The sequence below is a fragment of the Bradyrhizobium sp. MV1.5 genome, from assembly GCF_055807615.1.
Genome location: NZ_JBVVPL010000003.1, coordinates 174,605 through 199,097, shown reverse-complemented (window position 1 = coordinate 199,097; position 24,493 = coordinate 174,605). Strand labels below are relative to the sequence as shown.

24 protein-coding genes and 1 pseudogene are annotated in these 24,493 nt (G+C 63.6%); 13 read left to right on the top strand and 12 right to left on the bottom strand.

What is annotated here, in order from left to right; genetic code table 11:
• Positions 1–191: 191 nt before the first annotated feature.
• The 8 genes from AC0L2J_RS04590 to AC0L2J_RS04555 form a co-directional block, all read right to left on the bottom strand.
• A complete protein-coding gene (locus tag AC0L2J_RS04590) occupies positions 192–890 on the bottom strand; it encodes a nitroreductase (protein ID WP_473387467.1) in 699 nt (232 codons plus the stop codon).
• A gap of 134 nt (positions 891–1,024) precedes the next feature.
• On the bottom strand, positions 1,025–2,269 hold the full coding sequence (locus tag AC0L2J_RS04585; protein ID WP_473247320.1) for an acyl-CoA dehydrogenase: 1,245 nt from the start codon (positions 2,267–2,269) through the stop codon (positions 1,025–1,027).
• 137 nt (positions 2,270–2,406) lie between these two features.
• Positions 2,407–3,651 (bottom strand): acyl-CoA dehydrogenase, encoded by a 1,245-nt coding sequence (locus AC0L2J_RS04580; protein ID WP_473247321.1) that lies wholly within the window; start codon positions 3,649–3,651, stop codon positions 2,407–2,409.
• A gap of 123 nt (positions 3,652–3,774) precedes the next feature.
• Positions 3,775–4,902 carry an acyl-CoA dehydrogenase family protein gene (locus AC0L2J_RS04575; protein WP_473387465.1) on the bottom strand — a complete coding sequence of 376 codons (1,128 nt, stop codon included), beginning with the start codon at positions 4,900–4,902 and terminating at the stop codon, positions 3,775–3,777.
• A 27-nt stretch (positions 4,903–4,929) separates the two neighbouring features.
• The gene (locus AC0L2J_RS04570) at positions 4,930–6,801 is read right to left on the bottom strand and encodes an AMP-binding protein (protein WP_473387464.1); all 1,872 of its coding nucleotides are present in this window, start codon (positions 6,799–6,801) and stop codon (positions 4,930–4,932) included.
• 43 nt (positions 6,802–6,844) lie between these two features.
• Positions 6,845–7,651, bottom strand: coding sequence for an enoyl-CoA hydratase/isomerase family protein (locus tag AC0L2J_RS04565; RefSeq protein WP_007615251.1), 807 nt, complete (start codon positions 7,649–7,651; stop codon positions 6,845–6,847).
• Between the two features lie 189 nt (positions 7,652–7,840).
• Positions 7,841–8,599 carry an SDR family NAD(P)-dependent oxidoreductase gene (locus tag AC0L2J_RS04560; RefSeq protein ID WP_473387461.1) on the bottom strand — a complete coding sequence of 253 codons (759 nt, stop codon included), beginning with the start codon at positions 8,597–8,599 and terminating at the stop codon, positions 7,841–7,843.
• A gap of 66 nt (positions 8,600–8,665) precedes the next feature.
• Positions 8,666–9,370: a TetR family transcriptional regulator gene (locus tag AC0L2J_RS04555; RefSeq protein WP_473387459.1), complete on the bottom strand. Its 705-nt coding sequence runs from the start codon at positions 9,368–9,370 to the stop codon at positions 8,666–8,668.
• Between the two features lie 107 nt (positions 9,371–9,477).
• On the opposite strand from AC0L2J_RS04555, the gene AC0L2J_RS04550 reads away from it, so the two are divergent.
• On the top strand, positions 9,478–10,650 hold the full coding sequence (locus AC0L2J_RS04550) for an acetyl-CoA C-acetyltransferase (protein WP_473387457.1): 1,173 nt from the start codon (positions 9,478–9,480) through the stop codon (positions 10,648–10,650).
• Positions 10,651–10,818: 168 nt separating this feature from the next.
• The gene (locus AC0L2J_RS04545) at positions 10,819–12,363 is read left to right on the top strand and encodes an acyl-CoA synthetase (protein WP_473387455.1); all 1,545 of its coding nucleotides are present in this window, start codon (positions 10,819–10,821) and stop codon (positions 12,361–12,363) included.
• Between the two features lie 17 nt (positions 12,364–12,380).
• Here AC0L2J_RS04545 and AC0L2J_RS04540 read toward each other — a convergent pair whose 3' ends face one another.
• Positions 12,381–12,923 carry a methylated-DNA--[protein]-cysteine S-methyltransferase gene (locus AC0L2J_RS04540; protein WP_456653296.1) on the bottom strand — a complete coding sequence of 181 codons (543 nt, stop codon included), beginning with the start codon at positions 12,921–12,923 and terminating at the stop codon, positions 12,381–12,383.
• Positions 12,924–13,062: 139 nt separating this feature from the next.
• Between AC0L2J_RS04540 and AC0L2J_RS04535 the strand changes: the two genes are divergently transcribed.
• The 5 genes from AC0L2J_RS04535 (at position 13,063) to AC0L2J_RS04515 (ending at position 17,978) form a co-directional block, all read left to right on the top strand.
• Positions 13,063–13,881 carry an alpha/beta fold hydrolase gene (locus tag AC0L2J_RS04535; RefSeq protein WP_473387453.1) on the top strand — a complete coding sequence of 273 codons (819 nt, stop codon included), beginning with the start codon at positions 13,063–13,065 and terminating at the stop codon, positions 13,879–13,881.
• 2 nt (positions 13,882–13,883) lie between these two features.
• Complete coding sequence (locus AC0L2J_RS04530) at positions 13,884–14,696, top strand: alpha/beta fold hydrolase (protein WP_473387450.1); 813 nt, start codon at positions 13,884–13,886, stop codon at positions 14,694–14,696.
• Between the two features lie 188 nt (positions 14,697–14,884).
• On the top strand, positions 14,885–15,559 hold the full coding sequence (locus AC0L2J_RS04525) for a GntR family transcriptional regulator (RefSeq protein WP_473387448.1): 675 nt from the start codon (positions 14,885–14,887) through the stop codon (positions 15,557–15,559).
• 142 nt (positions 15,560–15,701) lie between these two features.
• A complete protein-coding gene (locus AC0L2J_RS04520) occupies positions 15,702–16,502 on the top strand; it encodes a phytanoyl-CoA dioxygenase family protein (RefSeq protein ID WP_473387445.1) in 801 nt (266 codons plus the stop codon).
• A 162-nt stretch (positions 16,503–16,664) separates the two neighbouring features.
• Positions 16,665–17,978 (top strand): NAD(P)H-dependent oxidoreductase, encoded by a 1,314-nt coding sequence (locus AC0L2J_RS04515; protein WP_473387443.1) that lies wholly within the window; start codon positions 16,665–16,667, stop codon positions 17,976–17,978.
• Between the two features lie 115 nt (positions 17,979–18,093).
• Here AC0L2J_RS04515 and AC0L2J_RS04510 read toward each other — a convergent pair whose 3' ends face one another.
• Entirely contained in the window at positions 18,094–18,993 is a 900-nt protein-coding gene (locus AC0L2J_RS04510) for a LysR family transcriptional regulator (protein WP_007615264.1), read from the bottom strand.
• Positions 18,994–19,224: 231 nt separating this feature from the next.
• Between AC0L2J_RS04510 and AC0L2J_RS04505 the strand changes: the two genes are divergently transcribed.
• The 4 genes from AC0L2J_RS04505 to AC0L2J_RS04490 all read left to right on the top strand — a co-directional run bounded on the left by AC0L2J_RS04505 (position 19,225) and on the right by AC0L2J_RS04490 (position 21,302).
• Positions 19,225–20,007 (top strand): carboxymuconolactone decarboxylase family protein, encoded by a 783-nt coding sequence (locus AC0L2J_RS04505; protein WP_473387440.1) that lies wholly within the window; start codon positions 19,225–19,227, stop codon positions 20,005–20,007.
• 115 nt (positions 20,008–20,122) lie between these two features.
• The gene (locus AC0L2J_RS04500) at positions 20,123–20,518 is read left to right on the top strand and encodes a (R)-mandelonitrile lyase (protein WP_473387557.1); all 396 of its coding nucleotides are present in this window, start codon (positions 20,123–20,125) and stop codon (positions 20,516–20,518) included.
• A gap of 8 nt (positions 20,519–20,526) precedes the next feature.
• On the top strand, positions 20,527–20,913 hold the full coding sequence (locus AC0L2J_RS04495; protein WP_007615267.1) for a DUF2255 family protein: 387 nt from the start codon (positions 20,527–20,529) through the stop codon (positions 20,911–20,913).
• Entirely contained in the window at positions 20,910–21,302 is a 393-nt protein-coding gene (locus AC0L2J_RS04490; RefSeq protein ID WP_473387438.1) for a putative quinol monooxygenase, read from the top strand. The genes AC0L2J_RS04495 and AC0L2J_RS04490 overlap by 4 nt, the downstream gene beginning before the upstream one ends.
• Positions 21,303–21,314: 12 nt before the next feature.
• Here the strand turns inward: AC0L2J_RS04490 and AC0L2J_RS04485 are convergent, their stop codons facing one another.
• Positions 21,315–21,506: a hypothetical protein gene (locus tag AC0L2J_RS04485; RefSeq protein WP_473387435.1), complete on the bottom strand. Its 192-nt coding sequence runs from the start codon at positions 21,504–21,506 to the stop codon at positions 21,315–21,317.
• Here AC0L2J_RS04485 and AC0L2J_RS04480 point away from each other — a divergent pair.
• Positions 21,498–21,650, top strand: a pseudogene (locus AC0L2J_RS04480) (flagellar biosynthesis protein FlgA); the annotation flags it as partial. The gene AC0L2J_RS04485 and the pseudogene AC0L2J_RS04480 overlap by 9 nt on opposite strands.
• Positions 21,651–22,890: 1,240 nt before the next feature.
• Complete coding sequence (locus AC0L2J_RS04475; RefSeq protein WP_473387432.1) at positions 22,891–23,232, top strand: DUF6984 family protein; 342 nt, start codon at positions 22,891–22,893, stop codon at positions 23,230–23,232.
• 100 nt (positions 23,233–23,332) lie between these two features.
• Here AC0L2J_RS04475 and AC0L2J_RS04470 read toward each other — a convergent pair whose 3' ends face one another.
• The gene (locus AC0L2J_RS04470) at positions 23,333–24,418 is read right to left on the bottom strand and encodes an NAD-dependent epimerase/dehydratase family protein (protein ID WP_473387430.1); all 1,086 of its coding nucleotides are present in this window, start codon (positions 24,416–24,418) and stop codon (positions 23,333–23,335) included.
• Between the last annotated feature and the right edge of the window lie 75 nt (positions 24,419–24,493).

The window sequence follows — 24,493 nt, the reverse complement described above, 5'->3', positions numbered from 1 at the left end:
TTTTTGGCCGCCGGCGGGTGTTTTTGCGGCCCCGCCTCCACCATCCGCGCGGTTAGGGGGGCCCGGGGCGGCTGCCGGCGGGCTTAATTCGCATTCCCCCGGTGATCACGGCGGCCGCTTCCGCGGCCGTCTTCGCACGTCTGACGTAATCACGTCCGAAACGTGATGCGGCGGAGCCTGTGCTGCATCGATTACTCGTCCACGAAGGTCACGGTCTCGGCCACGCTCGCACGCGAAGTGCGGTAGCTGTTGACCTTGTGAGCGTTGTCGGCATAGCCGAACGAGATGCCGCACACGATGCGGCGGTCAGCAGACAGGTTGAAATGGCGGCGGATCAAGCCGGAGTGGCGCGCGAGCGCCGCCTGCGGAATCGTGCCGAGCCCGAGCGCCTGCGCGGCCAGCATGAAATTCGAGACATAGGCGCCGCAATCGATCGCACCGTAGATGCCGAGCGGCTCATCGGTGTGGATGATGGCCACATGCGGCGCACCGAAGAAATTGTAGTTTTCCAGCGCCTGCTTCGCGTAGGCCGCCTTGTCTCCGCGCACGATGCCGAGCGTGTTGTAGAGCTGAAAACCGCTCTCGCGGCGGCGTTCGAGGTACGCGCCGAGATATTCGCGCGGCGGCGGGAAATCATAGTCGTCCCCGAGACCGCCCGAAGCCTCCTTGTAGATCAGCTTGCGGAAGCGCTCCTTGGCCTCGCCGCTGGCGATGACGACTTGCCAGGGCTGGCTGTTGCACCAGGACGCCGTGCGTTGCGCGGTGGTCAGCAAATGTTCGATCGTCGCGCGATCGACCTCCTTGGCCAAGAAGGCACGGACCGAGTAGCGCTCGTTGAGCAGCTCTTCGAGCACGCCGATGCGGTGGTTCTGATTGACTGCAGCGTCCATTGCTTAAGCTCGCTTTCGTGCCCCGGACGCGACGCAGCACGAAGTGATGCGGCGCTGAGGCGGGGCCCATTGTGGCCTGTCTATTATGGCTCCTGGGTCCCGGCTCGCGCTTCGCGCGTCCGGGACACGAGATATCATCGTCCCTTGGTCGGGATCTTGTTATACGGCACGTCCTTGTCCACGCGGATGTCGCCCGGCAATCCCAGCACGCGCTCGGCGATGATGTTGCGCAAGATCTCGTCGGTGCCGCCTGCGATGCGCATCGAAGGCGAGGACAGCAGCATCTGCTGGAACTGGCCCTGCACGGTCTGCTCGTCCGTGCCGGTGAGAACGCCGGCCGCGCCCTGGAGGTCCATGGCGTAGGTTGCGATGTCCTGCAGCATCATGCCGGAGACGAGCTTGCCAATCGAATTCTCCGGCCCCGGCCGCTCGCCCTTGGACAGGGCCGAGATCGCGCGGTAGCTGGTGTATTTCAGCCCGCTCGACTTCACCGCCCAGCTCGCGAGTTTTGAGCGCACGGCGGGATCGTCGATCGCGAGGCCATCCTCCAGCATCAGATTGGAGCAGAACTCGAACATCTCGGGGACGCCGGTCGCAAGCCGCGAGCCGATCGACATCCGCTCGTTCATCAACGTGGTCAGCGACACGCTCCAGCCCTCGCCGATGGCGCCGAGGCGCTGGCTGTCCGGAATGACGACGTCGGTGAAATAGACCTCGTTGAACTCCTGCATGCCGTTGGCCTGCTTGATCGGGCGCACCTCGACGCCGGGGCTCTTCATGTCCAGGAAGAACATGGTGAGGCCCTTGTGCTTGGGCACATTGGGATCGGTGCGCGCGATCAAAAGTCCGTAGTCGGAATAGTGCGCACCGGAGGTCCAGATCTTCTGACCGTTGACGACCCAATTGTCGCCCTTCTTCTCCGCGCGTGTGCGCAAGCCCGCGACGTCGGAGCCCGCCGACGGCTCAGAGAACAGCTGGCACCAGATCTCCTCGCCGGCGGCCAGCTTCGGCAAATGGCGCCGCTTGGCGTCCTCGCTGCCGAAAGCCATCACGGTTGGGCCGCACATGCCCTCGCCGATCTGGAACGGCTGCGTCAGCTTGCCATAGACGCCTTCCTCCTGCTGCCAGATCACACGCTCGATCGGCGTCGCACCTCGGCCGCCATATTCCTTGGGCCAATGCAGGCAGGCCCAATTGCCTTCGGCCTTCTTCTTCTGCCAGGCCTTGCCGACATCGACGATGTCGTGGTTGGCCAAGCGGATGCGACCGAGCGAGGATTTTGACAGCTCAGCTAAAAATTCCTTCGGCGCGTTGGCCTCGACCCATTTGCGCGCGGTCTCGCGGAATGCGGCTTCCTGCGGGGTGTCGTCGAAATTCATGGCGAACCTCTTCGTTCTTGCTCTGTCTTAGTCCCTCATGGTGAGGAGGCGCGCAGCGCCGTCTCGAACCACGAGGCCCCAATCGGGCCTGCATCCTTCGAGACGCCGCGTTCCGCGGCTCCTCAGGATGAGGATCATCAGCCTCTTCCCTTCGTCGGGATCTTGTTGAACGGCACGTCCTTGTCGACCCGGATGTCGCCGGGCAGGCCCAACACTCGCTCGGCAATGATGTTGCGCATGATCTCGTCGGTGCCGCCTTCGACGCGGGTACCCGGCGCGCGCAGCAGCATCGCCTGGAAACGGCCGGCGAGTTCGGCATCCTCGCCGCTGACCACTCCGCTCGCACCCTGCAAGTCCAGGGCGTACGTCGCGACATCCTGGATCATCGATCCCGCCACCAGCTTGCCGATGGAGTTTTCCGGTCCCGGCCGCTCGCCCTTCGACAGCGCGGAGATCGCGCGCATGCTGGTGTATTTCAGCCCGCTCGCCTTCGCGGCCCAGTTCGCCAGCTTCGCGCGCACCGCGCGATCCTCGATTGCCGGGCCGTCGTCCAGCATCAGGCTCGAGCAATATTCGAACAGCTCGGGGAAGCCGGTCGAGACGGCCGCGCCGATCGCGCTGCGCTCGTTCATCAGCGTGGTCAGCGAGACGTTCCAGCCATCACCGACCTCGCCGAGGCGTTGATGATCGGGAATGCGAACGTTGGTGAAATAGACCTCGTTAAAGTCGGAAGCGCCGCTCGCCTGCTTGATCGGCCGCACCTCGACGCCGGGGCTCTTCATGTCCAGGAAGAACATGGTAAGGCCCTTGTGCTTGGGCACGGTCGGATCGGTGCGGGTGAGCAAAATGCCGTGGTCGGAATAGTGCGCGCCCGACGTCCAGATTTTCTGGCCGTTGATCACCCATTCGTCGCCGTCCTTCTCGGCGCGCGTGCGCAGGCCCGCAACGTCGGAGCCGCCGGCCGGTTCGGAGAACAGCTGGCACCAGACCTTTTCGCCGGAGGCGAGTGGTGGCAGATAGGCACGCTTATGCTCCTCGCGCGCGAACGCCATCATGGTCGGCCCGCACATGCCGTGGCCGATGATGAACATGCGGGATAGCTGGCCGAATGGCCCCTCTTCCTGCTGCCAGATCACACGTTCGATCGGCGACGAGCCGCGGCCACCATACTCCTTCGGCCAATGCAGGCAGGCCCAGCCGGCATCGGCTTTCTTCTTTTGCCAGGCCTTTGCCACTTCCAGAATGTTGGCGTTCTTCAATTGCGTGCGGCCGAGCGAGGACTTTCGAAGCTCCTCCTCGTACTGCTTCGGTGCATTCGCACCGATCCAGGCGCGGGCGATGGCGCGGAATTCGGCTTCCTGCGGGGTGTCGTCGAAGTTCATGGTGTCTCTCTTCTTCCGTCATTCCGGGGCGATGCGAAGCATCGAACCCGGAATCCAGAGGTTATCGACTCATTTCGAGATTCCGGGTTCGTCGCGTTGCGGCGCCCCGGAATGACGATAACGTCACGCCGCGTTCTTCTTGCGCATGCGGTCGATCAACTGGTCTTCCCAATAGGAAAGGCTGCCGAGCCCGAGCGCCATGGCGTTGGCGCGGCGATAGTACATGTGGCAGTCGAACTCCCAGGTGAAACCCATGCCGCCGTGAACCTGGATGTTGTTCTTGGCGCAGTGCTGGAACGCCTGCGTCGCGCTGATGCGCGCGGCTGCAGCCGCTTCCGGCAATTCGGATGCATTGGTCGAGAGTGCCCAAGCGCCGTAATAGCTGTTGGAACGTGCCAGCGTCGCCGACACGTACATGTCCGCCAGCATGTGCTTGACGGCCTGGAACGAGCCGATCTGTCGGCCAAAAGCAATGCGGTCGAGCGCGTAGTCGCGGCCCATCTCCAGCGCGCGGTCGGAGCCGCCCACCTGCTCGAACGCGCACAGCACCGCGGCGCGATCGAGCACTTGAGTCAAGATGCTCCAGCCCTCGCCGGCCGCGCCCAGCGGCTCGGCCTTGCAATCCCTGAAAGTGATCTCGGCCTGCCCGCGGGTGGGATCGAGATTGGTCAGGCTTCTCACCTCGACGCCGCCGTCCTTGAGGTCGACAATGAACAAGGAGATGTCGCCGTCGCGTCCGCTCGATCCCGTGCGTGCCGCGACCACCGCGAAGTCGGCGATCGCGCCATCGGCGACCGGCTTCTTGACCCCGTTGAGCACGCCATTCGCAGCCGTCAGCTTGACGTTCTTCGGTGACGGATTGCCCTTGCCCTCGAACAGCGCCAGCGTACCGATCGCCTCGCCCGAGGCAATGGCCGGCAACCATTTCTTCTTCTGCGCCTCACTGCCGGCGATCAGCAGCGCCTCGGCAGCGAGATAGACGGTGGAGGAAAACGGCACCGGCGCGTTAGCCCGGCCCATTTCTTCGGCGATCACGCAAAGTTCGAGATGACCGGCGCCGGCTCCGCCAAAATCCTCGGGAATGGCGACGCCGAGAAAACCCATCTCGGCGAGGCCTTTCCACAGCTCCTTGTCGTACGGCGCCTTGCCGTCGAGAACTGCGCGCACCGCCTTGGGTGGGCACTTCTCGGCGAGGAATTTGCGCGCCTGGTCGCGGAGCTGCTTCTGGTCGTCGGAGAAATCGAAGTTCATGGCGCGTATCCGTGTTGATGATGTCGATTACTTGAGAATGATGACGTCCTGGTCGGGCTTGTCCGCATAAAGTCGCTCCACCAGGGCGGCCCGGCGCTCCAGGCCGGCGCGCTGGTTGATGTAGCCCTTGTCGGTGAGTTCGTTGCCGTCGATCGAGGGCGGTTCCGCCATCAGCATGGCGCGCGCGATGATGCGGCTGCTGGCGCCCTCGCACTCCTTGTTGTGAGCCTCCAGCCCGCGCCTGAAGCATGCGATCACCTCGGGATGCTTCACGGCGTCCTCAAAGCTGAGGTCGGGCTTGCCGGCGAGCTGGCGGCAGGCATGCAGGTTCGGCCAGGCAAGCAGGCCGATGAAGGCGCGATCCTGCCCCGCGACCAGCGCGTCATGCACGACCGGCGTCGCGGCGGCGATCGCATCTGTACGCAGCGAGCCGACATGGACGAAGGTGCCGGTGGTCAGCTTGAAATCTTCCACCACGCGCCCGGCAAAGATGATGCCCTTCACCGGATCGGTGTCGTCGACGAAGACGCCGGCGTCACCGATGCAATAAAAACCTTCCTCGTCAAACATCTTCTTCGTCAGGTCAGGCTGGCCGAAATAGCCCGGGGTGACGTTGACGCCGCGCAGACGCAGCTCGTATTTCGAGCCGCACGGCACCATCTTCAGTTCGACGCCGGGGAACGGCAGGCCGATCAGGCCGACGCGCTCGGTGTCCCAATAGGTGCCGGTCGAGGTCGGCGCTGTCTCGGTCGAGCCCCAGCCGGTGTAGAACACGATGCGCTCGCCGGTGGTCTTCACGGCGAGGGCCTGCATGCGATCGTAGAGATCGTCAGGCAATCGCGCGCCGCCATAGGCCATGATCGAGAGGTTCTTGAAGAAGGATCGGCACAGCGCGTCGTCCTTCTCCATGGCGGCGGCGAGCGCGGCATAGCCGGCGGGGACGTTGGCGTAATAGGTCGGCGAGATTTCGCGCAGATTCCGGAGAGTCTCCTCGAATTGGCCCGGCATCGGCCGGCCGTCATCGATATAGAGCGTGCCGCCGTCGACCAGAATCGGGTGGAACGCCGCGTTGCCGCCCATGGTGTGGTTCCAGGGCATCCAGTCCAGCATGGTCGAGATCGGACCGCTGGGATCGCGCGGCCGCACCTGCATCATCATCGCCGCATTGGCGCACATCATCGCTTGCGTGTTGATGACGGCCTTGGGCATGCCGGTCGAGCCTGACGTGAACAGCAGTTTGCCGACGGTCTCAGGCGTGATCTTCGCGATCGACGCTTCGACATCGGCAGTCACGGCTGTCGCCGCGAGCTCGGCGAAGCTGACGCTCTCAATGCCCTCGCAGGGCCGCAGGGCATGAACGACGGTGACGCCGGTGAGATCGAGCGCTTTGAGTGCCTTCTCGAAGGTCGGGCCGTCCTGCACCATCACCACGCCGGGTTTGATCAGGTCGAACAAATATTTCAGCTTGACGTGATCATGGCTCATCAAGGAGTAGGCCGGCGAGACCGGCGCGGCCGGGACGCGCGCCTGCATCGCGGCCTGGGTCATCAGCGCGTGCTCGATCGAATTGCCGGAGAGGATCGTGACGGGGCGGCCGTCGAGCGCGAGATTGAGCAGGCCTTGCGTCAGCGCATCCACGGTACGCTTGGCCTCCCCATATGACACCTTACGCCATTCGCGGTTAGGGCCGCCGCGCTGGGCAAGCCAGATCCGCTCGGGCGCTTCCCTCGCCCAATTCGCCAGTGAAGCCGGGATATGCTTCTCGTAGGTCTGCAGCGGGATGCGCGACTTCAGCACCACCGTGCCGTCGTCGCGGCGCTCGACATCGATGTCGCGCGCCAGCCACTCGACCTTGCGAAAGGCGGGCTTCGTCATCACCGCCGCCGCGCTTCCACTCATTGTGCGTCTCCCGGAATTTCTTGTCCTTTGCGGATCTTCATTGTCAGCGCCTGATATAGACAGGCTTTCGCTTCTCAAGGAAGGCCCTGATGCCTTCCGAAAATTCCTCGGAGCGGCTGCACAGGACCTGGTTGCGATCCTCCATCGCGATCACGGCTTCCAGCGATCCGGCATCGACGCTCATGTTGAGACATTCCTTGGACAGGCGCAGACCCACGGGCGAGGCCGTGATCATCGCGTCGACATAGGGTTCGGCGGCGTCATCGAGCTTGTCCTCGTCAACGACCTCGGAGACCAGCCCGACCGCGAGCGCCCGCTCGGCGCCGATGAAGCGTCCTGTGAGGATCAGCTCCGAGGCGATGGAGACACCGACCAGGCGTGGCAGGAAATAGCTGGTGCCGATGTCGCAGCCGCCAAGGCCGAGCTTGATGAAGGCGCAGTTCATCCGCGCCGATCGCGTCGCGACGCGGATATCGGAGGCGAGCGCCAGCGCAAAGCCGCCGCCGGCCGCCGCGCCCTGTACCAATGCGAGGATCGGCTGCGGACAGCGGCGCATCAGCATCACAATGTCGGCGATGCGCCGTTGCGAATCCAGCGACTCGGTGACACCAGGCGGCTCCTGCTGCCCGGCACGACGTTGCATCGCCGCCTTGAGATCGAGACCCGCGCAAAAATTCTTGCCGGCGCCCTTCAGCACCACGACGCGCGTGTCGCGGTTGCGCTGGAGGCCCTGGAAGTAGACGTTGAGCGCGTCGATCAGCGCAGGATCGAGCGCGTTGAGGTGTTCGGGACGATTGAGCGTCACCGTGTCGACGCCGTCGTTGTGCTCGATCAGCAGCGGTTGGGACATGAGGCGCCTCGTGCTTGCCGCCATTCGCGGTGCCGATTGCTGCGCCCTCTCCCCTTGCGGGAGAGGGCATGTACGCTGCGAACCCGGAATTCGCCTGGGTGAGGTGTCTGTCTCCGCGGATAGAGACCCCTCATCCGGCGCGCTCAAGAGCGCGCCACCTTCTCCCACAAGGGGAGAAGGGAGGAAGAGCTACCGCGGCGCCATGCGGATCGCGCCGTCGAGACGGATGGTCTCGCCATTGAGCATCGGGTTCTCGACGATGTGCACGGCCAGCGAGCCGTATTCATTGGCTTCGCCGAGACGCGCGGGATGCGGCACCTGGGCCCCCAAGCTCTTGCGGGCCTCTTCGTTCAAGCCCATCAGCAGCGGCGTCAGGAACAGGCCGGGCGCGATGGTGTTGACGCGGATCTTCTGGCTCGCAAGGTCGCGCGCGGCCGGCAGCGTGAGGCCGACGACGCCGCCCTTCGAGGCCGCATAGGCGATCTGGCCGATCTGGCCCTCGTAGGCGGCCACCGAAGCGGTGTTGACGATGACGCCGCGTTCTTCACCGACCGGCTCGATCGTGACGAGACGCTCGGCGAACAGACGCAGGCAGTTGAAGGTGCCGATCAAATTGACGTTGATGATGCGCGCGAATTTTTCCAGCGGGTAGACCCCATCGCGGCCGACGATGCGCTGCGAGCCGCCGATGCCGGCGCAGTTCATCAGCACGCGCGCGACGCCGTGCGCGGCTTCCGCTTTGGCGATCGCCGCCTTGATCTGTTCCTCGCTGGTGACATTGGCGTGCAGCGCGATGCCCTTCACTTCGGCGGCAACCTTCTCGGCGTTTTCCTTGCTCTGGTCGATCACACCGATCTTGGCGCCCTTGGCGGCCATGGCGCGGGCGGTCGCGGCACCAAGGCCCGAACCACCGCCGGTGATGAGAACGGCAACGTCTTTCAACTGCATCGTAAGCTACCTTTCCTCTACCTTTTCCTTGGACGTTTCTTCTCTAGACTTCTGCGTTCTGGCCGGTCATCCGGCCGCGGCAGCTTCCTCGATATTCGTGAGAATGCCGCCGCAGATCAGCGCTTCCATGTGCTTGATGTATTGTCGGCAGACGTCGTCGGTGACCGGGCCGACGCCCGTCGCGCGCGACATCGCGTGCCGGCCGAAGAACAAGTGATCGCAGGCGCCGATCAGGCTGGTGTAGAACAGCACCGGATCGGTGGCGCGGAATTCGCCCTGACTGACGCCTTCGGCGAGCAGGCGGCGATGGAAATCCAGCAGCGGCGCGACGAAGAATTTCGAGACTTCGTCCGCGGAGCCCGCGACGCTCTCGTGCAGCAGATAGTGGATCAGCCGGTTCATATAGGGAAACCGGTGATAGGCGCGGATGATGCCGCCGATATGCAGCTTCAGCTTCGCGGTCGGCGTGATCGGCTGCGCCAGCAGATATTCGAGATTGGACAGTTCCGTCCCCGCGTCGCGCTCAAGCAGCGCCAACAGCAGGCCGTCCTTGTTGCCGAAGTGATATTTGACCAGCGCGGCGTTGGCGCCGGACTTCTGGGCGATGTCGCTCAGCGAAATCTCGATGGAGGAGCGTTCGATCATCAGCTCGCTCGCGGCCACGAGCAATTTCTCTGCCGTGGAATTCTTTCCGCTGGGGAGCCTGTTCGGTACGCTGGTCGTCACGGAGATCCCTGATTTTGGCGCGAGAGCGGCCGCAGATAAGCCCAAGCAGCGCCTCCCCACAAGAGTTAATTGATCGATTGACTAAACAACCGGTCACCCCTTAAATCCACCCCGACAACCAACCATTCAGAATAATCCAGGGAGAAACCGAGATGGCCGAGGCTTATATCGTCGCCGCTGCGCGTACCGCCGGTGGGCGCAAGGGGGGCCGCCTCGCCGGATGGCATCCGGCCGATCTCGCTGCGAAGGTGCTGGACGAGTTGGTCGATCGCACCAAGGTCGATCCCGCTTTGGTCGAGGATGTGATCATGGGCTGCGTCATGCAGGTCGGCGAGCAGTCCAACAATGTCGCGCGCAATGCGATCATGGCCTCGAAGCTGCCGGAAAGCGTGCCGGGCACTTCGGTCGACCGCCAATGCGGCTCCTCGCAGCAGGCGCTGCATTTCGCAGCCCAAGCCGTGATGTCCGGCGCAATGGACGTGGTGATCGCCGCCGGCGTGGAATCGATGACGCGCGTGCCGATGGGTCTGTCGTCGCAGCTTCCGGCCAAGAACGGCTTTGGCAATAACAAGAGCCCGGGTATCGAGCACCGTTATCCGAACATCGTGTTCAGCCAATTCACAGGCGCCGAGATGATGGCCGAGAAATACGGCCTCTCCAAGGACGAGCTCGACGAGTACTCCTATAACAGCCATCAGCGCGCGATCGCGGCAACGCAGGCCGGCCACTTCAAAAAGGAGATCGTGCCGCTCGAGATCACCCGCGCCGACGGCTCCAACGACACCCACCATATCGACGAGGGCATCCGTTTCGACGCCACACTCGACGGCATCAAGGGCGTCAAGCTGATCGTCGAAAACGGCAAGCTCTCCGCGGCCAGCGCCAGCCAGATCTGCGATGGCGCCTCCGGCGTGATGGTGGTGAACGAGCGTGGCCTGAAGCAGCTTGGCGTCAAGCCGCTGGCGCGCGTCCACCACATGACCATGATGGGCGGCGATCCCGTGATCATGCTCGACGCACCGCTGCACGCCACCAAGCGCGCGCTGGAAAAGGCGGGCATGGCGATCGACGACATCGACCTGTTCGAGGTCAACGAGGCCTTTGCCTCGGTGCCGACCGCCTGGCTCAAGACCACCGGCGCCGATCCCGAGCGTCTCAACGTCAATGGCGGCGCCATCGCGCTCGGCCATCCGCTCGGCGGCTCCGGCACCAAGCTGATGACGACCCTGGTGCATGCCCTGCATCAGCGCGGCAAGCGTTACGGCTTGCAGACCATGTGCGAGGGTGGCGGCATGGCGAACGTGACGATCGTGGAGCGGCTGTAAGCTGCTGCCGCATTAAAGGTGTCGTCCCGGCGAAGGCCGGGACCCATAACCACACGAGCCCGTGGTTAAGCTGCGCAGGGGCGACATCGGGTTTCAACACTTGGGATCGGTGGCTATGGATCCCGGCCTTCGCCGGGATGACACCTTTCTTGTTGAGAGATTTCGACCATGACCCACCCCTCCATCCACGCCCGCGCCACACCCGACAAGATCGCCTATCAGATGGCCGGGACCGGCAAGGCGATCACCTATCGCGAGCTCGAGGAGCTCTCGAACCAGGGCGCGCACCTGTTCCGCTCGCTCGGGCTGAAGGCCGGCGACCACATCGCGCTGCTGATGGAGAACCGGCTCGCCTTCATGGAGATCTGCTGGGCGGCGCAACGCAGCGGGCTCTATTACACCGCGATCAGCCGCTATTTGAAGCAGGACGAGATCGACTACATCATCGCCGATTGCGGCGCCAAGGTCGTGATCACGACACCGAAATGCGCCGACCAGATCAGGGCCCTGATCAAGGGTGCGCCCGGCGAGCCGGTCTTCTACATGATGGACGAGCCGCAAGCCGGCTTCCGCTCCTATGACAAGGAAGCGGCCGCGCAGCCGACAACCCCGATCGCCGACGAGGTCGCCGGCTACGACATGCTGTATTCGTCCGGCACCACCGGCCGACCCAAGGGCATCAAGAAGTCGTTCGAGGGCAAGCCGATCGAAGAGCCCAACGCGTTTCTGCGCGTGCTCTGCGCCGGCATGTGCGGCATGAACGCCGAGACTATTTATCTCTCACCGGCACCACTCTATCACGCCGCTCCCTTGCGCTTCAACATGATGGCCATCCTGCTCGGCGGCACTTCCATCATCATGGAGCACTTTGACGCCGAAGATTTCCTGAGGCTGGTTGAAAAATACAAGGTGACCCACGCGCAGCTCGTGCCGACCATGTTCGTGCGCATGCTGAAGCTGCCGGACGAGGTCCGCAACCGCTACGACGTCTCGGCGCTGAAGGGCGCGATCCACGCCGCCGCGCCCTGCCCGGTCGAGGTCAAGGCCAAGATGATCGAATGGTGGGGGCCGATCCTGATCGAGTATTACGCTGGCTCCGAAGGCAACGGTGTCACTGTCTGCAACTCGAGAGAATGGCTGGAGCACCGCGGCAGCGTCGGCCGCGCCGTGGTGGGCAAGATCAAGATTCTGGACGAAAACGACGAGGAGCTGCCGACGGGCGAGATCGGCACGGTCTATTTCGCCGATGCGCCGGTTTTCACCTATCACAACGATCCCGAGAAGACGAAGAAGGCCTACAACGCAAAAGGCTGGTCGACGCTCGGCGACGTCGGCTATCTCGACAGAGACGGCTTTCTCTTTCTCACCGACCGCAAGTCCTACATGATCATCTCGGGCGGCGTGAACATCTACCCGCAGGAAACCGAGGACGTGCTCATTACCCACCCCGAGGTCGCCGACGTTGCCGTGTTCGGTGTGCCGAACGAGGAGATGGGCGAAGAGGTCAAGGCGGTGGTGCAGCCGCACGATCCCCAGCGCGCCGGCAAGGAGCTCGAGGCCGACCTGATCGCCTACTGCAAGAGCCGCCTCTCGACGATCAAATGCCCACGCTCGATCGATTTCGAAGCCGAGCTGCCGCGCACCCCCACCGGCAAGCTGGTGAAGCGGCATTTGCGCGACAAATATTGGCCGAAGGCGGCGGCGAAAATCTAGCCAGCCGCCTGATCGCCTCAATCAAACAAGCTCGGCGTGTGGTTCACCAGCGCGCCTTCGATCTCCAGCATCTTCAGTTTCGTCACCACGCCGCCATTCGCGGAGAAGCCGCCGGGCTTGTTGCCGGCCGCCAGCACGCGGTGGCAGGGCACGACGATCGGGCACGGGTTGCGGCCGAGCGCCTGGCCGACGTCGCGCGACAGCTCGACACCGCCGAGTTGCTTGGCGATATCGCCATAGGTGACGGTCTTGCCCGGCGGAATGGTGCGGGCGATCGCGTAGACCCCGCGGTTGAAGTCGGGCACGCCATCGAGATCGAGCGGGATGTCGGTGAGGTCATCCGGCTCGCCCGCGAGCAGTTTTGTAATGCGGTCGATCGCCTGTTGCACGTCGGCGGTCGGCTCGGCTTCGCTGGCGTCGGCATGGCGCTGGCTGATGCGGGTGCGGATCTTCTGCTCACCGCCCATCGGCAGTTGCGTGCCGTTGATACCGCGCGGACCCCAGGCAATGGCGCACAGGCCGATCTTGCTATCGAACAGGGCAAAATGCTGATCGGTCATGGTTTGGTCCCTGGCTCGCGTTCCCTCGCGTGCCCCCAATGTGAACTGAGCCCAAATCTAGGCTTGGAAATAGTTGCGATCCACCCGGTTTCCGGGAATCTTGCACAGGAGTTCCGCCTTCCCTTTTCGCGAGCCCACAATGCAAAACCTCCACGTCAACGGATACGACATGCCCTATCTCGACGTGGGCGAAGACCGAGGCCGGCCGCCGCTGGTCTGCGTGCATGGTTCGCTCAACGACTTCCGTGTCTGGGGCTGCGTGCTCGGGCCGCTGTCGCAGCGGCACCGGCTGATCTGCGTCAGCCTGCGGCATTTCTTCCCGGCGCGATGGGATGGCGTCGGCGACACCTATTCGATCGCCCAGCATGTCGACGACGTCATCGCCTTCATCGACAAGCTCGACCTCGGCCCGGTCGATTTGATGGGCCATTCCCGCGGCGGGCACATCTGCTTCCGTGTGGCGCAGCGGCGGCCGGAGCTGCTTCGGCGGCTGGTGCTGGCCGAGCCCGGCGGCGAGCTCGATGCGAGCCTCGACTCCGATTATGCCGGCGGCCCCTCGCCGTTGCTGGCGCGGTTCACGGCCTCGGCCGAGAAGATCGCGGCCGGCGACATCGACGGCGGCCTTGCGGTCTTCGTCGATACGCTTGAAGGCGCCGGCACCTGGCCGCGGCTGCCGGCGCTGGTGAAGCAGAATCTGCGTGACAACGCCTTCACCCTGATCGGACAGGTCCGCGACAACCGCCCGCCGTTCTCGAAGGCGGACGCGGAGTCCATCAGGATGCCGACGCTGTTCGTCCTGGGCGCGCGGACCAAGGGCCTCTTGCCGAAAGTGCTGCATGCGCTCGCCGCGCATGTGCCGTATTCCAGGACGGCGCTCATCCCGAACGCAACGCACCCGATGTTCGAGCAGGCACCGCAGAAATACTCCGAAGTGGTGCTGGATTTTCTGGCGAGCTGATCATGCAGACATTTCGCGTCAATGGTTACGACATGGCCTATCTCGAAATGGGCCGAGGCCCGCCGCTGGTCTGCGTGCACGGCACGCTCGGCGATTTCCGCACCTGGTATTCAGTGCTCGGTCCGCTGTCGAAATCGCATCGCGTGATCTCGGTGAGCCTGCGGCATTTCTTTCCCGAGCATTGGGATGCCGTCGGCGACGACTACAAGATGGCCCAGCACGTCGCCGACGTGATCGCTTTCATCGAGCAGGTCGAACCCACGCCGGTCGATTTGATGGGCCATTCGCGCGGCGGCCACATCGCGTTTCGCGTGGCGCAGTCGCGGCCGGATCTGTTGCGAAAGCTGGTGCTGGCCGAGCCCGGCGGCGATCTCGATGCGAGCCTGCCGGTGCCCGCGGGCACGCCCGCGCACCCGCCGCTGGCGGCGCGCACGGCGCGCTCGGTCGAGATGATCCGCGCCGGCGACATCGAGAGCGCGCTGCAGAATTTCTACGAAGGCATCGAAGGCGACGGCTCGTGGCGGCGCGTGCCGGCGGCGGCGAAGCAGCAATTGCGCGACAACGCCATCACCTTCCTCGGCCAGGTCAACGAGCAGCGCAGGCCCTACACGCGCGCGGACGCGCAGGCGATCAGGACCCCGACGCTCCTGATCGGCGGCGGCGCGACGACGGGGAGCCTATCGGTGATGTGGCGCGTGCTGGCCGAGCACATCGCAGGGGCGAAGACGGCCGTGATCCCCGATGCCGGCCACTGGATGTTCGAGCAGGCGCCGCTGGAGTTCGGCAAGGCGGTGGACGCGTTTTTGGGGGAGTAAACGCCTCACGCTTTTTTTCCTCGAAAACAACCCCATGCACAGTAGCCGACCCCAGCAATATCAACGACTTGGCGGGGCGCAAAAACGAGGTTGGAGACCCCGTCGGTCGCGCTTGACGCCCTTATCCTCTCGCCGTACCTTCGAATACGGAATTCCGTGTTCCCTCTCACGCTCTCGGAGCTGCCGGCGTGATCCCTCTCGACCCGCTTCCGAATCTGATCGACCAGGTCTATGCGCGGATCCTGGAGGCGATCTCCGACCGCACGCTACAGCCCGGCCAGCGCATCCGGCAGAACGAGCTTGCCGACAGGCTCGGCGTATCGCGCCAGCCGGTGTCGCATGCGCTGCACCTGTTGCACCGGCAGGGACTGGTCGCCGAAAGCGGCCGGCGCGGTTTTGAAGTCACCCAGCTCGATCCCGCACGCATCCGCCAGCTCTACGAGGTACGCGGCGCGATCGATGCGCTGGCGGCGCGGCTTGCCGGCGAACGCGCCGCAAGCGATGCGGCAGGACGCGCGCGGCTGGAGGCGGCGCTCGCCGCCGGGCGCGGGATCGACGGCAAGACCACGCTCGCCGAGCTGATCGCGCTCGACGTCGAATTTCATCGCGCAATCTATCGGCTCTCCGGCAATCCCGTGATCGAGGAGACGATTACGCCGCAATGGCCGCATATGCGCCGCTCGATGGCGACGGTGCTGTCGGAGCTCGATTATCGCGGCAGCGCCTGGGCCGAGCATGCCGGCATTGCCGGACACATTTTCGCAGGCGATGCGAAGGCGGCCGAACGTGCGGCGCTTGCGCATGCGCAGACGGCGGGACGGCTGACCGAGGAGAGATTGAGGGCGACGGAAGAGGCGGCGTAACCGCACACGCTGTCGTTCCGGGGCGATGCGCAGCATCGAGCCCGGAATCCATCGGACGGCCTGCGCTGCGGAGAAATGGATTCCGGGCTCACGCTTCGCGTGCCCCGGAATGACAACAAAACAAACCAAAGGAGGACGCCTTATGAAACTGTCCCAGGAGCAATTGGAGTTCTTCCACCGCGAGGGCTGGCTGTTCCTGCCCGAATTGTTCAGCCAGGAGGAGGTCGATCTCCTCGCGCGCGAGGCGGTTGCCATCTATGACGCGAACCGGCCGGAAGTCTGGCGCGAGAAGAGCGGCGCGCCACGTACCGCCTTTGCCGCGCATCTCTACAACGAGGCGTTCGGCATCCTGGGTGCGCATCCGCGCATGATCGACCCGGTCGAGCAGCTGTTCGGCGAGCAGGTCTACATGCACCAGTTCAAGATCAACGCAAAATCCGCCTTCACCGGCGACGTCTGGCAATGGCACCAGGATTACGGCACCTGGAAGCGCGACGACGGCATGCCCGAGCCGCGCGCGATGAACATCGCGATCTTCCTGGACGAGGTGATGCCGATCAACGGACCGCTGATGCTGGTGCCGCAGAGCCAGAACGCCGGCGACCTCAAGGCCTCGCACGACCTCGCGACGACCTCCTATCCGCTGTGGACGCTGGACGAGGAGACCGTGACGAGGCTGGTCAAGCAGGGCGGCATCGTGGCGCCGACCGGCAAGCCCGGCGGCATGCTGATGTTCCACGGCAATCTCGTGCATGGCTCTGCCAGCAACATCACGCCCTACCCGCGCAAGATCGTGTACCTGACGCTGAACGCAGTTTCGAACTACATCCGAACCCCGACGCGGCCGGAGTACATCGCGCATCGCGATTTTGCGCCGATCAAGACGGTGGATGATGACGCGCTGGTGCGGCTCGCCCGTGCGCCGCGGCAGGCGGCGGAGTAGGACAGGTCTCTCGTGCCCCGGACGCGGCGCAGCGCTTCTTCAGCGATGCGCTGCAGAGCCGGGGCCCATGCCATACGGAATCCCTTACACTGGGTCCCGGCTCTGCGAAGCAGCGTTTCACGCTGCATCGCGTCCGGGACACGAGCATAATCGGACATCCCCATGAACCTCTTCCGCCTCCTCCAGGCGCGCGCTGCCGCCGGCAAGCCCGTCCGTGTGGCGCTGATCGGCGCCGGCAAATTCGGCTCGATGTTTTTGGCGCAGGTGCCGCACACGCCGGGGCTGGAGGTGCCCATCATCGTCGACATCGACCGCGACCGCGCGCGCGAGGCCTGCCGCACCGTCGGGTGGGACGAGGACCGCATCGCCGCCACCGTCTTCACCGATGACGGCGCGCGCGCCATTGCCGGCGGCGCGATGGACGTGGTGGTGGAGGCGACCGGCAATCCGGCCGTCGGCATCAAGCACGCCCGCGCGGCGATCGCGGCCGGCAAGCATATCGTGATGGTCAATGTCGAGGCCGACGTGCTGGCGGGTCCTCTGCTCGCCGAGGAGGCCCGCAAGGCCGGCGTGGTCTATTCGCTCGCCTATGGCGACCAGCCGGCGCTGACCGCGGAGATGGTGGATTGGGCCCGTGCCACCGGCTTTCACGTGGTTGCCGCCGGCAAAGGGACAAAGTATCTGCCGGCCTATCACGACGTGACGCCTGACAGCGTCTGGCTGCATTACGGGTTGACCGCGGGCGAGGCGCAATCGGCCGGGATGAATCCGCAGATGTTCAACTCTTTCCTCGACGGCACCAAGTCGGCGATCGAGATGGCCGCGATTGCGAACGCCTGCGGACTGGACGTGCCTGCAGAGGGCCTGCTGTTTCCACCCTGCGGCGTCGACGACCTGCCGCATATCATGCGGCCGCGCAGCAGGGGCGGCGTGCTGGAGCGGTCGGGCGTCGTGGAGGTGGTCTCCTCGCTCGAGCGCGACGGAAGGCCGGTGTTTCGCGATCTGCGCTGGGGCGTTTACGTCGTGCTGGAGGCGCCGAACGACTACGCCGCCGACTGCTTGAGGCAGTACGGCCTCAAGACCGACGGCAGCGGACGGTACGCTGCGATGTACAAACCCTACCATCTGATCGGGCTTGAGCTGAACATCTCAGTGCTGTCGGCCGCACTGCGGGGCGAGCCGACGGGGCAGCCCCATGGTTTCCGCGGCGACGTCGCCGCCGTGGCAAAACGCAATCTGCGCGCCGGCGAGATGCTGGACGGCGAAGGCGGCTACACGGTGTGGGGCAAGCTGGTGCCGGCGGCCACAAGCCTCAGGGCCGGCGCGCTTCCGATCGGGCTGGCGCATCGCGTGAGGCTGAAGCACGATGTCGCGCATGGCGAGATCGTGCGCTGGAGCGACGTCGAGTTCGACGCAGGCAACGAGACGATCAGGACCCGGAAAGCAATGGAAGCGGCGTTCGTGAAAGAGGAGTAGACCGTGCACTCACAAAACGTGATTCATCAGCGCGGGTTAAGGGATGGTCGCTATGCGATGCTTAGGGACTTAATCCCGGCCGAGATGAACTTCACCTCTTGGTCTTCGGCTTCGATTATTTCCCGCGATATCGAAGAGCATCAACCAACAGTGAGAACGCAGGCGACGGTTGTCGGCGGCTCGGATAGTAAAGGTGATATCCGGAGAATGGCGGGCACCAATCCGACAACACACGAATGAGTTCGCCGCTAGAGAGATAGGGCTGCACGTTGCCTTCGATCAGGTAGGCCAGGCCGAGACCCTGCAGTGCAGCCTGAAGCAGGGCGCCCGAACTGTTGAAGACAAGTTGCCCGTCCACGCGGACTTTGACATCGCGTCCGTTCCTCTCGAACTCCCACGCGTAGAGACTTCCGCCGTGGGTGGGTAGATGAAGGTTGACGCAGTTATGCTGCGTCAGATCCTGCGGTGTGCGCGGCTTCGCTCGGGACGCGAAGTAGGACGGCGAGCCCACCACGGCCATGCGCAGGTCCGGACCGACCCGCACCGCGATCATGTCCTTCGCGACCAGTTCGCCTGGCCGAATCCCGGCATCGTACTGCGCGACCACGATGTTCGTGAGGCCAACGTCGATCATCACCTCGACTTTGATGTCCGTATACAGCGGCACGAGTTTGGCCAAAGCAGGCATCAGGATCGCCTGCGCCGCATATTCCGTCGCGGTAATTCGGATCGTTCCGGCCGGCTTTTCGCGTAGTTCGCTCAAGGCTCCGAGCTCGGCATCCATCTCGTCGAACTTGGGTCCGATCTTCTGCAGCAGCCGCTCGCCAGCTTGCGTCGGCGTAACGCTGCGGGTGGTACGGTTCAGCAACCTTACGCCCAGCCGCTCCTCCAGGTTCTGGACGATTTGACTGAGCGTCGGCTGAGCGATCGCCAGCCGCGCCGCCGCACGGGTGAAGCTGCGCTCCCTCGCCACGGCAAGGAAGGCGAGCAGATCGCTCGCGTCGGCACGTTCCATTTATAGGCTGCTCCAATCAATCTAATTGGGTTTTATCATCTAATCGGAATGGGCCCAAGCGCCTACTTTGGATCCTGACCGGCGGCTCCGACAGCGGAACGTGACGGATCACCGGAAGCGCCATGCCCCGCGCTTGGACGCCGTGTTTCTCGTCAGCGCCGTCCCGGTACGCTGCGCCGCGTTAGTAACATCGTGGCTGATGGTGAAGCCGGCAACAGTCGGAGGACCTTAATGAAGCTTTTCTCGGCAACCGTACTTTCGCTTTCGATCGTCGCCAGCGCGGCCAACGGTCAACAGACAATCATCGAAGGAGCAAGAGCCATGCCCACGACCGAAGACATTCGGACCGTCGCGCCCGCCCTCGAAAAATATGCCAAGGACGTCGTGCGCGGCGATCTCTGGCAGCGGCCGGGGCTGTCCGTGCGGGACCGGAGCATCGTCACGGTCGCCGCGCTCATCGCCCGCGATCAGACGGTCGAACTGCCGTACTATCTCAACCTCGCGCTCGACAACGGCGTGAAGCCGATCGAACTCTCGGAAATTATCACTCACCTGGGGTTCTACACCGGCTGGGCCAACGCGATGGATGCCGTCGCTGCAGCCAAGGACGTGTTCAAGAGCCGCAACATCGGCGCCGACCACCTTCCGCCCGCATCCGGTCCTCAGCTTCCCCTCGACGAAGCGGCGGAGGCGCAGCGGGCGACGCGCGTCGGCGAGCAGTTCGGCAAGATCACGCCCAGCCTCGTCCAGTACACGACGGACGTGCTGTTCCGCGATCTCTGGCTGAGGCCGGGGCTCGCGCCGCGCGACCGCAGCCTCGTTACGGTCAGCGCTCTCGTCGCGACAGGCCAGGTCGCGCAGATCACTTACCATCTGAACCGAGCGATGGATAACGGGTTGACCAAGGAAGAAGCCGGCGAGGTCGTTGGACACCTCGCCTTCTATGCGGGCTGGCCTAATGCCTTCTCGGCGGCGCCGGCGGTCAAGGACGTCATCGAAAAGCGGTCCCGGTAGCGTGTCGCCGTATTCCCGACGACAGGCCATCGTCTTGGTCGCCGGTTTCGCCGCGTCGGCGGCGCTGGACGCCCACGCCAAAGATTCGACCACGCAGAGGAACGCAGTCATGGACATCGATATCAAGCGAAGCGGCTCTCGCCCCTCGACCAAAGGGAACGCCGATTGGTTCACCGGTTCGGTCCGGGTGGATCCTCTCTTTCAGGCTCCAGACCCGGGGCGAGTGAGCGGCGGCCAGGTCACCTTCGAACCCGGTGCCCGGACGGCCTGGCACACGCACCCGCTCGGCCAGACGCTGGTCGTCACCGCCGGTCTTGGATGGGTGCAGCGCGAGGGCGGTCCTATCGAGGACATCCGCGCCGGGGACGTGGTGTGGTTTCCGCCGGGTCTGAAGCATTGGCACGGCGCTTCACCCACGACGGCCATGACGCACATCGCCATCCAGGAATCTCTCGACGGAAAGAACGTCGACTGGATGGAGAAGGTGGCCGATGACCAGTACCGGAAATGAGGTCCGCGATGCACGGCTGGGACAGCGATGAATTGCGCGAGATCGTTGATACCGACGACCTGCACGTCTCCCCGTTCAGGGAGGACGGGACGACGTACGGGACACCGACGTGGATATGGTCCGTCGCGGTCGACGGCGCGCTCTACGTTCGTGGCTACAACGGACGGGACTCACGGTGGTACCGGGCCGCTGCACGGCAGAGGGCCGGACGAATCCTCGCTGCCGGCCTCACGAAAGAAGTAACCTTCGAACCGGTCGAAGGGGCGATCCTGGATTCGATCGACCAGGCCTATCGCGCGAAGTACCGCGGAAATCGGTATCTCGAACCGATGATCGGCGCGCGCGCCCGGTTCGCAACCGTTAGGATCATGCCGCACGACGGGAGCAGATCATGAATACGATGCAACTTTTCATTTACGGCGCATCGGTGCTGGCCACGTCGCTGGGCGGCGCCGCCATCGCCCAAGAGGCGGGCGGACAGTACGTCCAGGTGGCGGAGATCGAGGTCGATCCCGCTCAACTGGACGCCTACAGGGCCGCAGTCCAAGAGCAAATTGACGCGGCAATCCAAAAGGAGCCGGGCGTCCTGGTGCTTTACGCAGTGTCTGAGAAGGACGAACCGTACCGCGTCAAGGTCTTCGAAATCTACCGCGACAGGAAGGCGTACGAAGCGCATCTCGGATCGGATCATTTCAGGAAGTACAAGGCGGCGGTGGAGAAGATGGTGAAGTCGCTCAAGCTGGTGCAGGCGACGCCGATCGCACTTGGGGCAAAGGCGAAATGAGGTTTACCTGCCTCAAGGCAACAACCTCTCCTCCTTCGCCTGCCTGAACCATTTCCGGAACATGTCTTCGGTGTCCATCATCTCGGTGAAGCCGGCGCGGTTGATCTTCACGGTCGAGACGATCGAGGGCGGACCGGATTCGGTGTGGCCGTAGCGCAGGCTGTAATCGGCGTATTGAAACGAGAGGCCGACGAAGTCGCGCATCGGCTGAAGCTGAAGCACGACGTCGCCCATGGCGAGATCGTGCGCTGGAGCGACGTCGAGTTCGACGCAGGCAACAAGACGATCAGGACGCGGCAGGCAATGGAAGCGGCGTTCATAAGCGCTGATCAGGCCGCGCACTCATAGATCGGTATTCGTTGGTGCGGCCTGAGCGATGTCCGCTGGCCGACGCTTTGCGGACTCAAGCTGAACATCGACTCAGGTCAGCTATGGGCCAATAGGCGACATGCTGGTAGGGCACGAACTTAAATCCAACTGAAGAGCAACGTCGGCGATGCAGCAAGGAGCGCTCCAACGGTCAGCCCAACGAAGCCTAGTGCAATGGCTCCTATCCATCCATGATGATGCCACCCGTACGCCGCACCTATCGCTGTGCCCAGGACGATCATAGAGATGGCCCAAGTGATTTGAATCGCGATCTTCAGGGTTTTGAGCATCTTGCTTCCAAAAGGCTACGAACGCAATTTCAGCGTCACGAACGCCAAAAGCAACCCAATTCCGCAATGGGTCAAAAGCTGCTATTTCACTTTGGGCCGAATACGCCCGCTACGGGGCCAACAGCAGTCACGCTAAATCTCTTCCACCCGGAGCGGCACAACTGTCTCCGCTGCATAATTTCTCCCGGGCCAATTTCCCCAAAACGACTTTAGCGTCAAAATTCCTACCGTGGCAGCGAACGTTTATTACATCGCCCACAATAGGTGCGGGCCCTGAAAATAGTTCTCATCGCGACCAAGCTCCTTCTCAGTCACAAGGTCTCCCGATTTCAGAAGAATTCGCTTGACCCAGTACGGCACGTTACAATCCCTTCTCAGCTACCGACGTCCATAAAACCCCGCACAAGAAGCACGCAACGTCCATGTCTGCACCGGTCAAACGGCGACCTCTAATTTTCCGGCGGAGGCGATCGACGCAACCAGAAGAGCGGCCAAATCGCGAACGACAAGATAATCCACCAAAAGCCAAGGAGGCATAGCCCAAACCAAAGGTGCTGCGCACCTTGGCTGACCGACCCCAGAAAACATCCTGCGCCTGTCGGTAGACATAGCGCGTTTGAAAGACGAACCAGCCAGGTTGCTGGCGTCCAAACGATCAAGAAAAAGGGCCGTATCATTTCGTGACTAAAAGCACCTGCTGCTATCACGCCTAAGGCGCAGAGCAGTCCGACCAGCAAGTGCGAAATCAGTCGCATAAGTGTTGGCAACCTCGGTCTCGGTCCAAGGACGATAGCAAGAACGAGACTATGTCCGCTACGATCAAATGCTGCTCTTGCACTTCGTGCCGGACACGGACGCCATGGGCCAGAACGGACATCGAGAGCGCGGCGTGATATGAGCCAATGCACCTAGCCGCTACGAGAAAGAAGATGCCTCGCCCACTTACCCTCAACGAGCGTGATTTGGTTGTCTTTATTCCAGGTCAGCATTCGCCCTTGCAGAACCATTTTGGCCTCGTCGAGGAAATGAACGACGGTGGGATGGGTAGCCTTCTCTTCGTCGGTGCCGCAGACCGGCGTTTCGGCCGATGTATTGGCGAAGCCGAATTTGACGACGCCGATGGAGTGCTGGTGTCGGTCGCGCTAAACCTCGATCAGCGCGACGAGCTGTTTGAACTTGATCTTTGGAAGGTCGACTTTTCGCCGCTACAAAGGATCGCCGCCATAGGTGATGTCCGTCCCTCACGGTGGTCACCACAGAAACTCAGATAAGCCAGACTTGAAGCCGTTCGAACCGGCTTTGCCAGAGGACCGCTCCGGGTCAAAATCTGACCTGGGCAACATTCGCGGATACATCGGCTTTGGTCCTGCCTCAGGGAAGCAGCCGCTCTTGCTTCGCCTGCCTGAACCACTTCCGGAACATGTCTTCCGTGTCCATCATCTCGGTGAAGCCGGCACGGTTGATCTTCACGGTCGAGACGATCGAGGGCGGACCGGATTCGGTCTGGCCGTAGCGCAGGCTGTAATCTGCGTATTGGAACGAGAGGCCGACAAATTCGGCCAGCGCAGGCGATGCAAGGTCGTGCTTGCGCCGCAGCGCATCCCAGGGGCCGCCCCAGGATGGAAACGCCCTGGCGAGCGACAGCGGGACCGGCTTGCCCGGCTTCATCTCCAGCGCATCGGCGACCGCAGGCCAGATGTTCTCCCAGGTGAAGACGTCGCCATTGGTCACGTTGAAGGCCTCGTTGCGCGCGGCCTCGGCCTCGCCCGACCAGGCGATGGCGCGGGCGAGGAGATCGACATCGACGGCCTGCCCCACCCGCGCGGCGCCGCCGGGGTAGTCGAGCGGCCTGCCCTGCTCGCGCAGCATCGCGGCATAGACGCCGAGCGGCGGGATCAGGTCCATGGCGCCGCCCATGGCGAGACCCACGACCAGCACCGGCCGCAGGATGCTCCAATGCCAAGCCTTGCCGGCCTGGAGGTCGCGCAAGAAGTTTTCCTGCGCCCAGTAGAAGTTGGGCTGCTCGTACATTTCGGAGCGGCCTTCGCGGGCCGGCACGGTCAAGGGGCGCACGTGGACGCCGTAGGCCTTGGTGCCCTGCAGCAGAGCGACGTGCCTGAGGCCGGGCGCCACAGGCTCGAGGGCCCCCATCAGATTGCGCAGCATCAGGTCGTTGGTCTTGATCTGCTGCGGGTCGCGCCAGCCGTCGACGAGCTGCGGCGCCTCGTAGAGCGCAGCGTAGATCAGGTGCGTTGCGCCGCTCAGTTCCGAGGCGGCGCGCCCGCAATCAGCTGCGCTGGTCAGGTCGATCGGGACATGGCGAGCGCCGTAGAGATCGCGCGGCTTCCGCCGGGACAGGGCAATGACATCGCACCCGCCCAATATGCCGAAGTGTCGCAAGGCGGCATTGCCGACGAGACCGCTCGCGCCGGCCACTACGACCTTCTTGCCTGTCATTCGCAAGCCTCCTGGCTTTTGCGCGACTGAATAGCAGATCGCTCACAGGCCCGACTTGCGTCAGGCCTGCGTTCG

Excerpts from the sequence above, each read along its gene's own strand:
- AC0L2J_RS04590 (WP_473387467.1), bottom strand. The coding sequence starts at position 890 with ATGGACGCTGCAGTCAATCAGAACCACCGCATCGGCGTGCTCGAAGAG.
- AC0L2J_RS04585 (WP_473247320.1), bottom strand. The coding sequence starts at position 2,269 with ATGAATTTCGACGACACCCCGCAGGAAGCCGCATTCCGCGAGACCGCG.
- AC0L2J_RS04580 (WP_473247321.1), bottom strand. The coding sequence starts at position 3,651 with ATGAACTTCGACGACACCCCGCAGGAAGCCGAATTCCGCGCCATCGCC.
- AC0L2J_RS04575 (WP_473387465.1), bottom strand. The coding sequence starts at position 4,902 with ATGAACTTCGATTTCTCCGACGACCAGAAGCAGCTCCGCGACCAGGCG.
- AC0L2J_RS04570 (WP_473387464.1), bottom strand. The coding sequence starts at position 6,801 with ATGAGTGGAAGCGCGGCGGCGGTGATGACGAAGCCCGCCTTTCGCAAG.
- AC0L2J_RS04565 (WP_007615251.1), bottom strand. The coding sequence starts at position 7,651 with ATGTCCCAACCGCTGCTGATCGAGCACAACGACGGCGTCGACACGGTG.
- AC0L2J_RS04560 (WP_473387461.1), bottom strand. The coding sequence starts at position 8,599 with ATGCAGTTGAAAGACGTTGCCGTTCTCATCACCGGCGGTGGTTCGGGC.
- AC0L2J_RS04550 (WP_473387457.1), top strand. The coding sequence starts at position 9,478 with ATGGCCGAGGCTTATATCGTCGCCGCTGCGCGTACCGCCGGTGGGCGC.
- AC0L2J_RS04545 (WP_473387455.1), top strand. The coding sequence starts at position 10,819 with ATGACCCACCCCTCCATCCACGCCCGCGCCACACCCGACAAGATCGCC.
- AC0L2J_RS04540 (WP_456653296.1), bottom strand. The coding sequence starts at position 12,923 with ATGACCGATCAGCATTTTGCCCTGTTCGATAGCAAGATCGGCCTGTGC.
- AC0L2J_RS04535 (WP_473387453.1), top strand. The coding sequence starts at position 13,063 with ATGCAAAACCTCCACGTCAACGGATACGACATGCCCTATCTCGACGTG.
- AC0L2J_RS04530 (WP_473387450.1), top strand. The coding sequence starts at position 13,884 with ATGCAGACATTTCGCGTCAATGGTTACGACATGGCCTATCTCGAAATG.
- AC0L2J_RS04520 (WP_473387445.1), top strand. The coding sequence starts at position 15,702 with ATGAAACTGTCCCAGGAGCAATTGGAGTTCTTCCACCGCGAGGGCTGG.
- AC0L2J_RS04515 (WP_473387443.1), top strand. The coding sequence starts at position 16,665 with ATGAACCTCTTCCGCCTCCTCCAGGCGCGCGCTGCCGCCGGCAAGCCC.
- AC0L2J_RS04510 (WP_007615264.1), bottom strand. The coding sequence starts at position 18,993 with ATGGAACGTGCCGACGCGAGCGATCTGCTCGCCTTCCTTGCCGTGGCG.
- AC0L2J_RS04505 (WP_473387440.1), top strand. The coding sequence starts at position 19,225 with ATGAAGCTTTTCTCGGCAACCGTACTTTCGCTTTCGATCGTCGCCAGC.
- AC0L2J_RS04495 (WP_007615267.1), top strand. The coding sequence starts at position 20,527 with ATGCACGGCTGGGACAGCGATGAATTGCGCGAGATCGTTGATACCGAC.
- AC0L2J_RS04490 (WP_473387438.1), top strand. The coding sequence starts at position 20,910 with ATGAATACGATGCAACTTTTCATTTACGGCGCATCGGTGCTGGCCACG.
- AC0L2J_RS04485 (WP_473387435.1), bottom strand. The coding sequence starts at position 21,506 with ATGCGCGACTTCGTCGGCCTCTCGTTTCAATACGCCGATTACAGCCTG.
- AC0L2J_RS04475 (WP_473387432.1), top strand. The coding sequence starts at position 22,891 with ATGCCTCGCCCACTTACCCTCAACGAGCGTGATTTGGTTGTCTTTATT.
- AC0L2J_RS04470 (WP_473387430.1), bottom strand. The coding sequence starts at position 24,418 with ATGACAGGCAAGAAGGTCGTAGTGGCCGGCGCGAGCGGTCTCGTCGGC.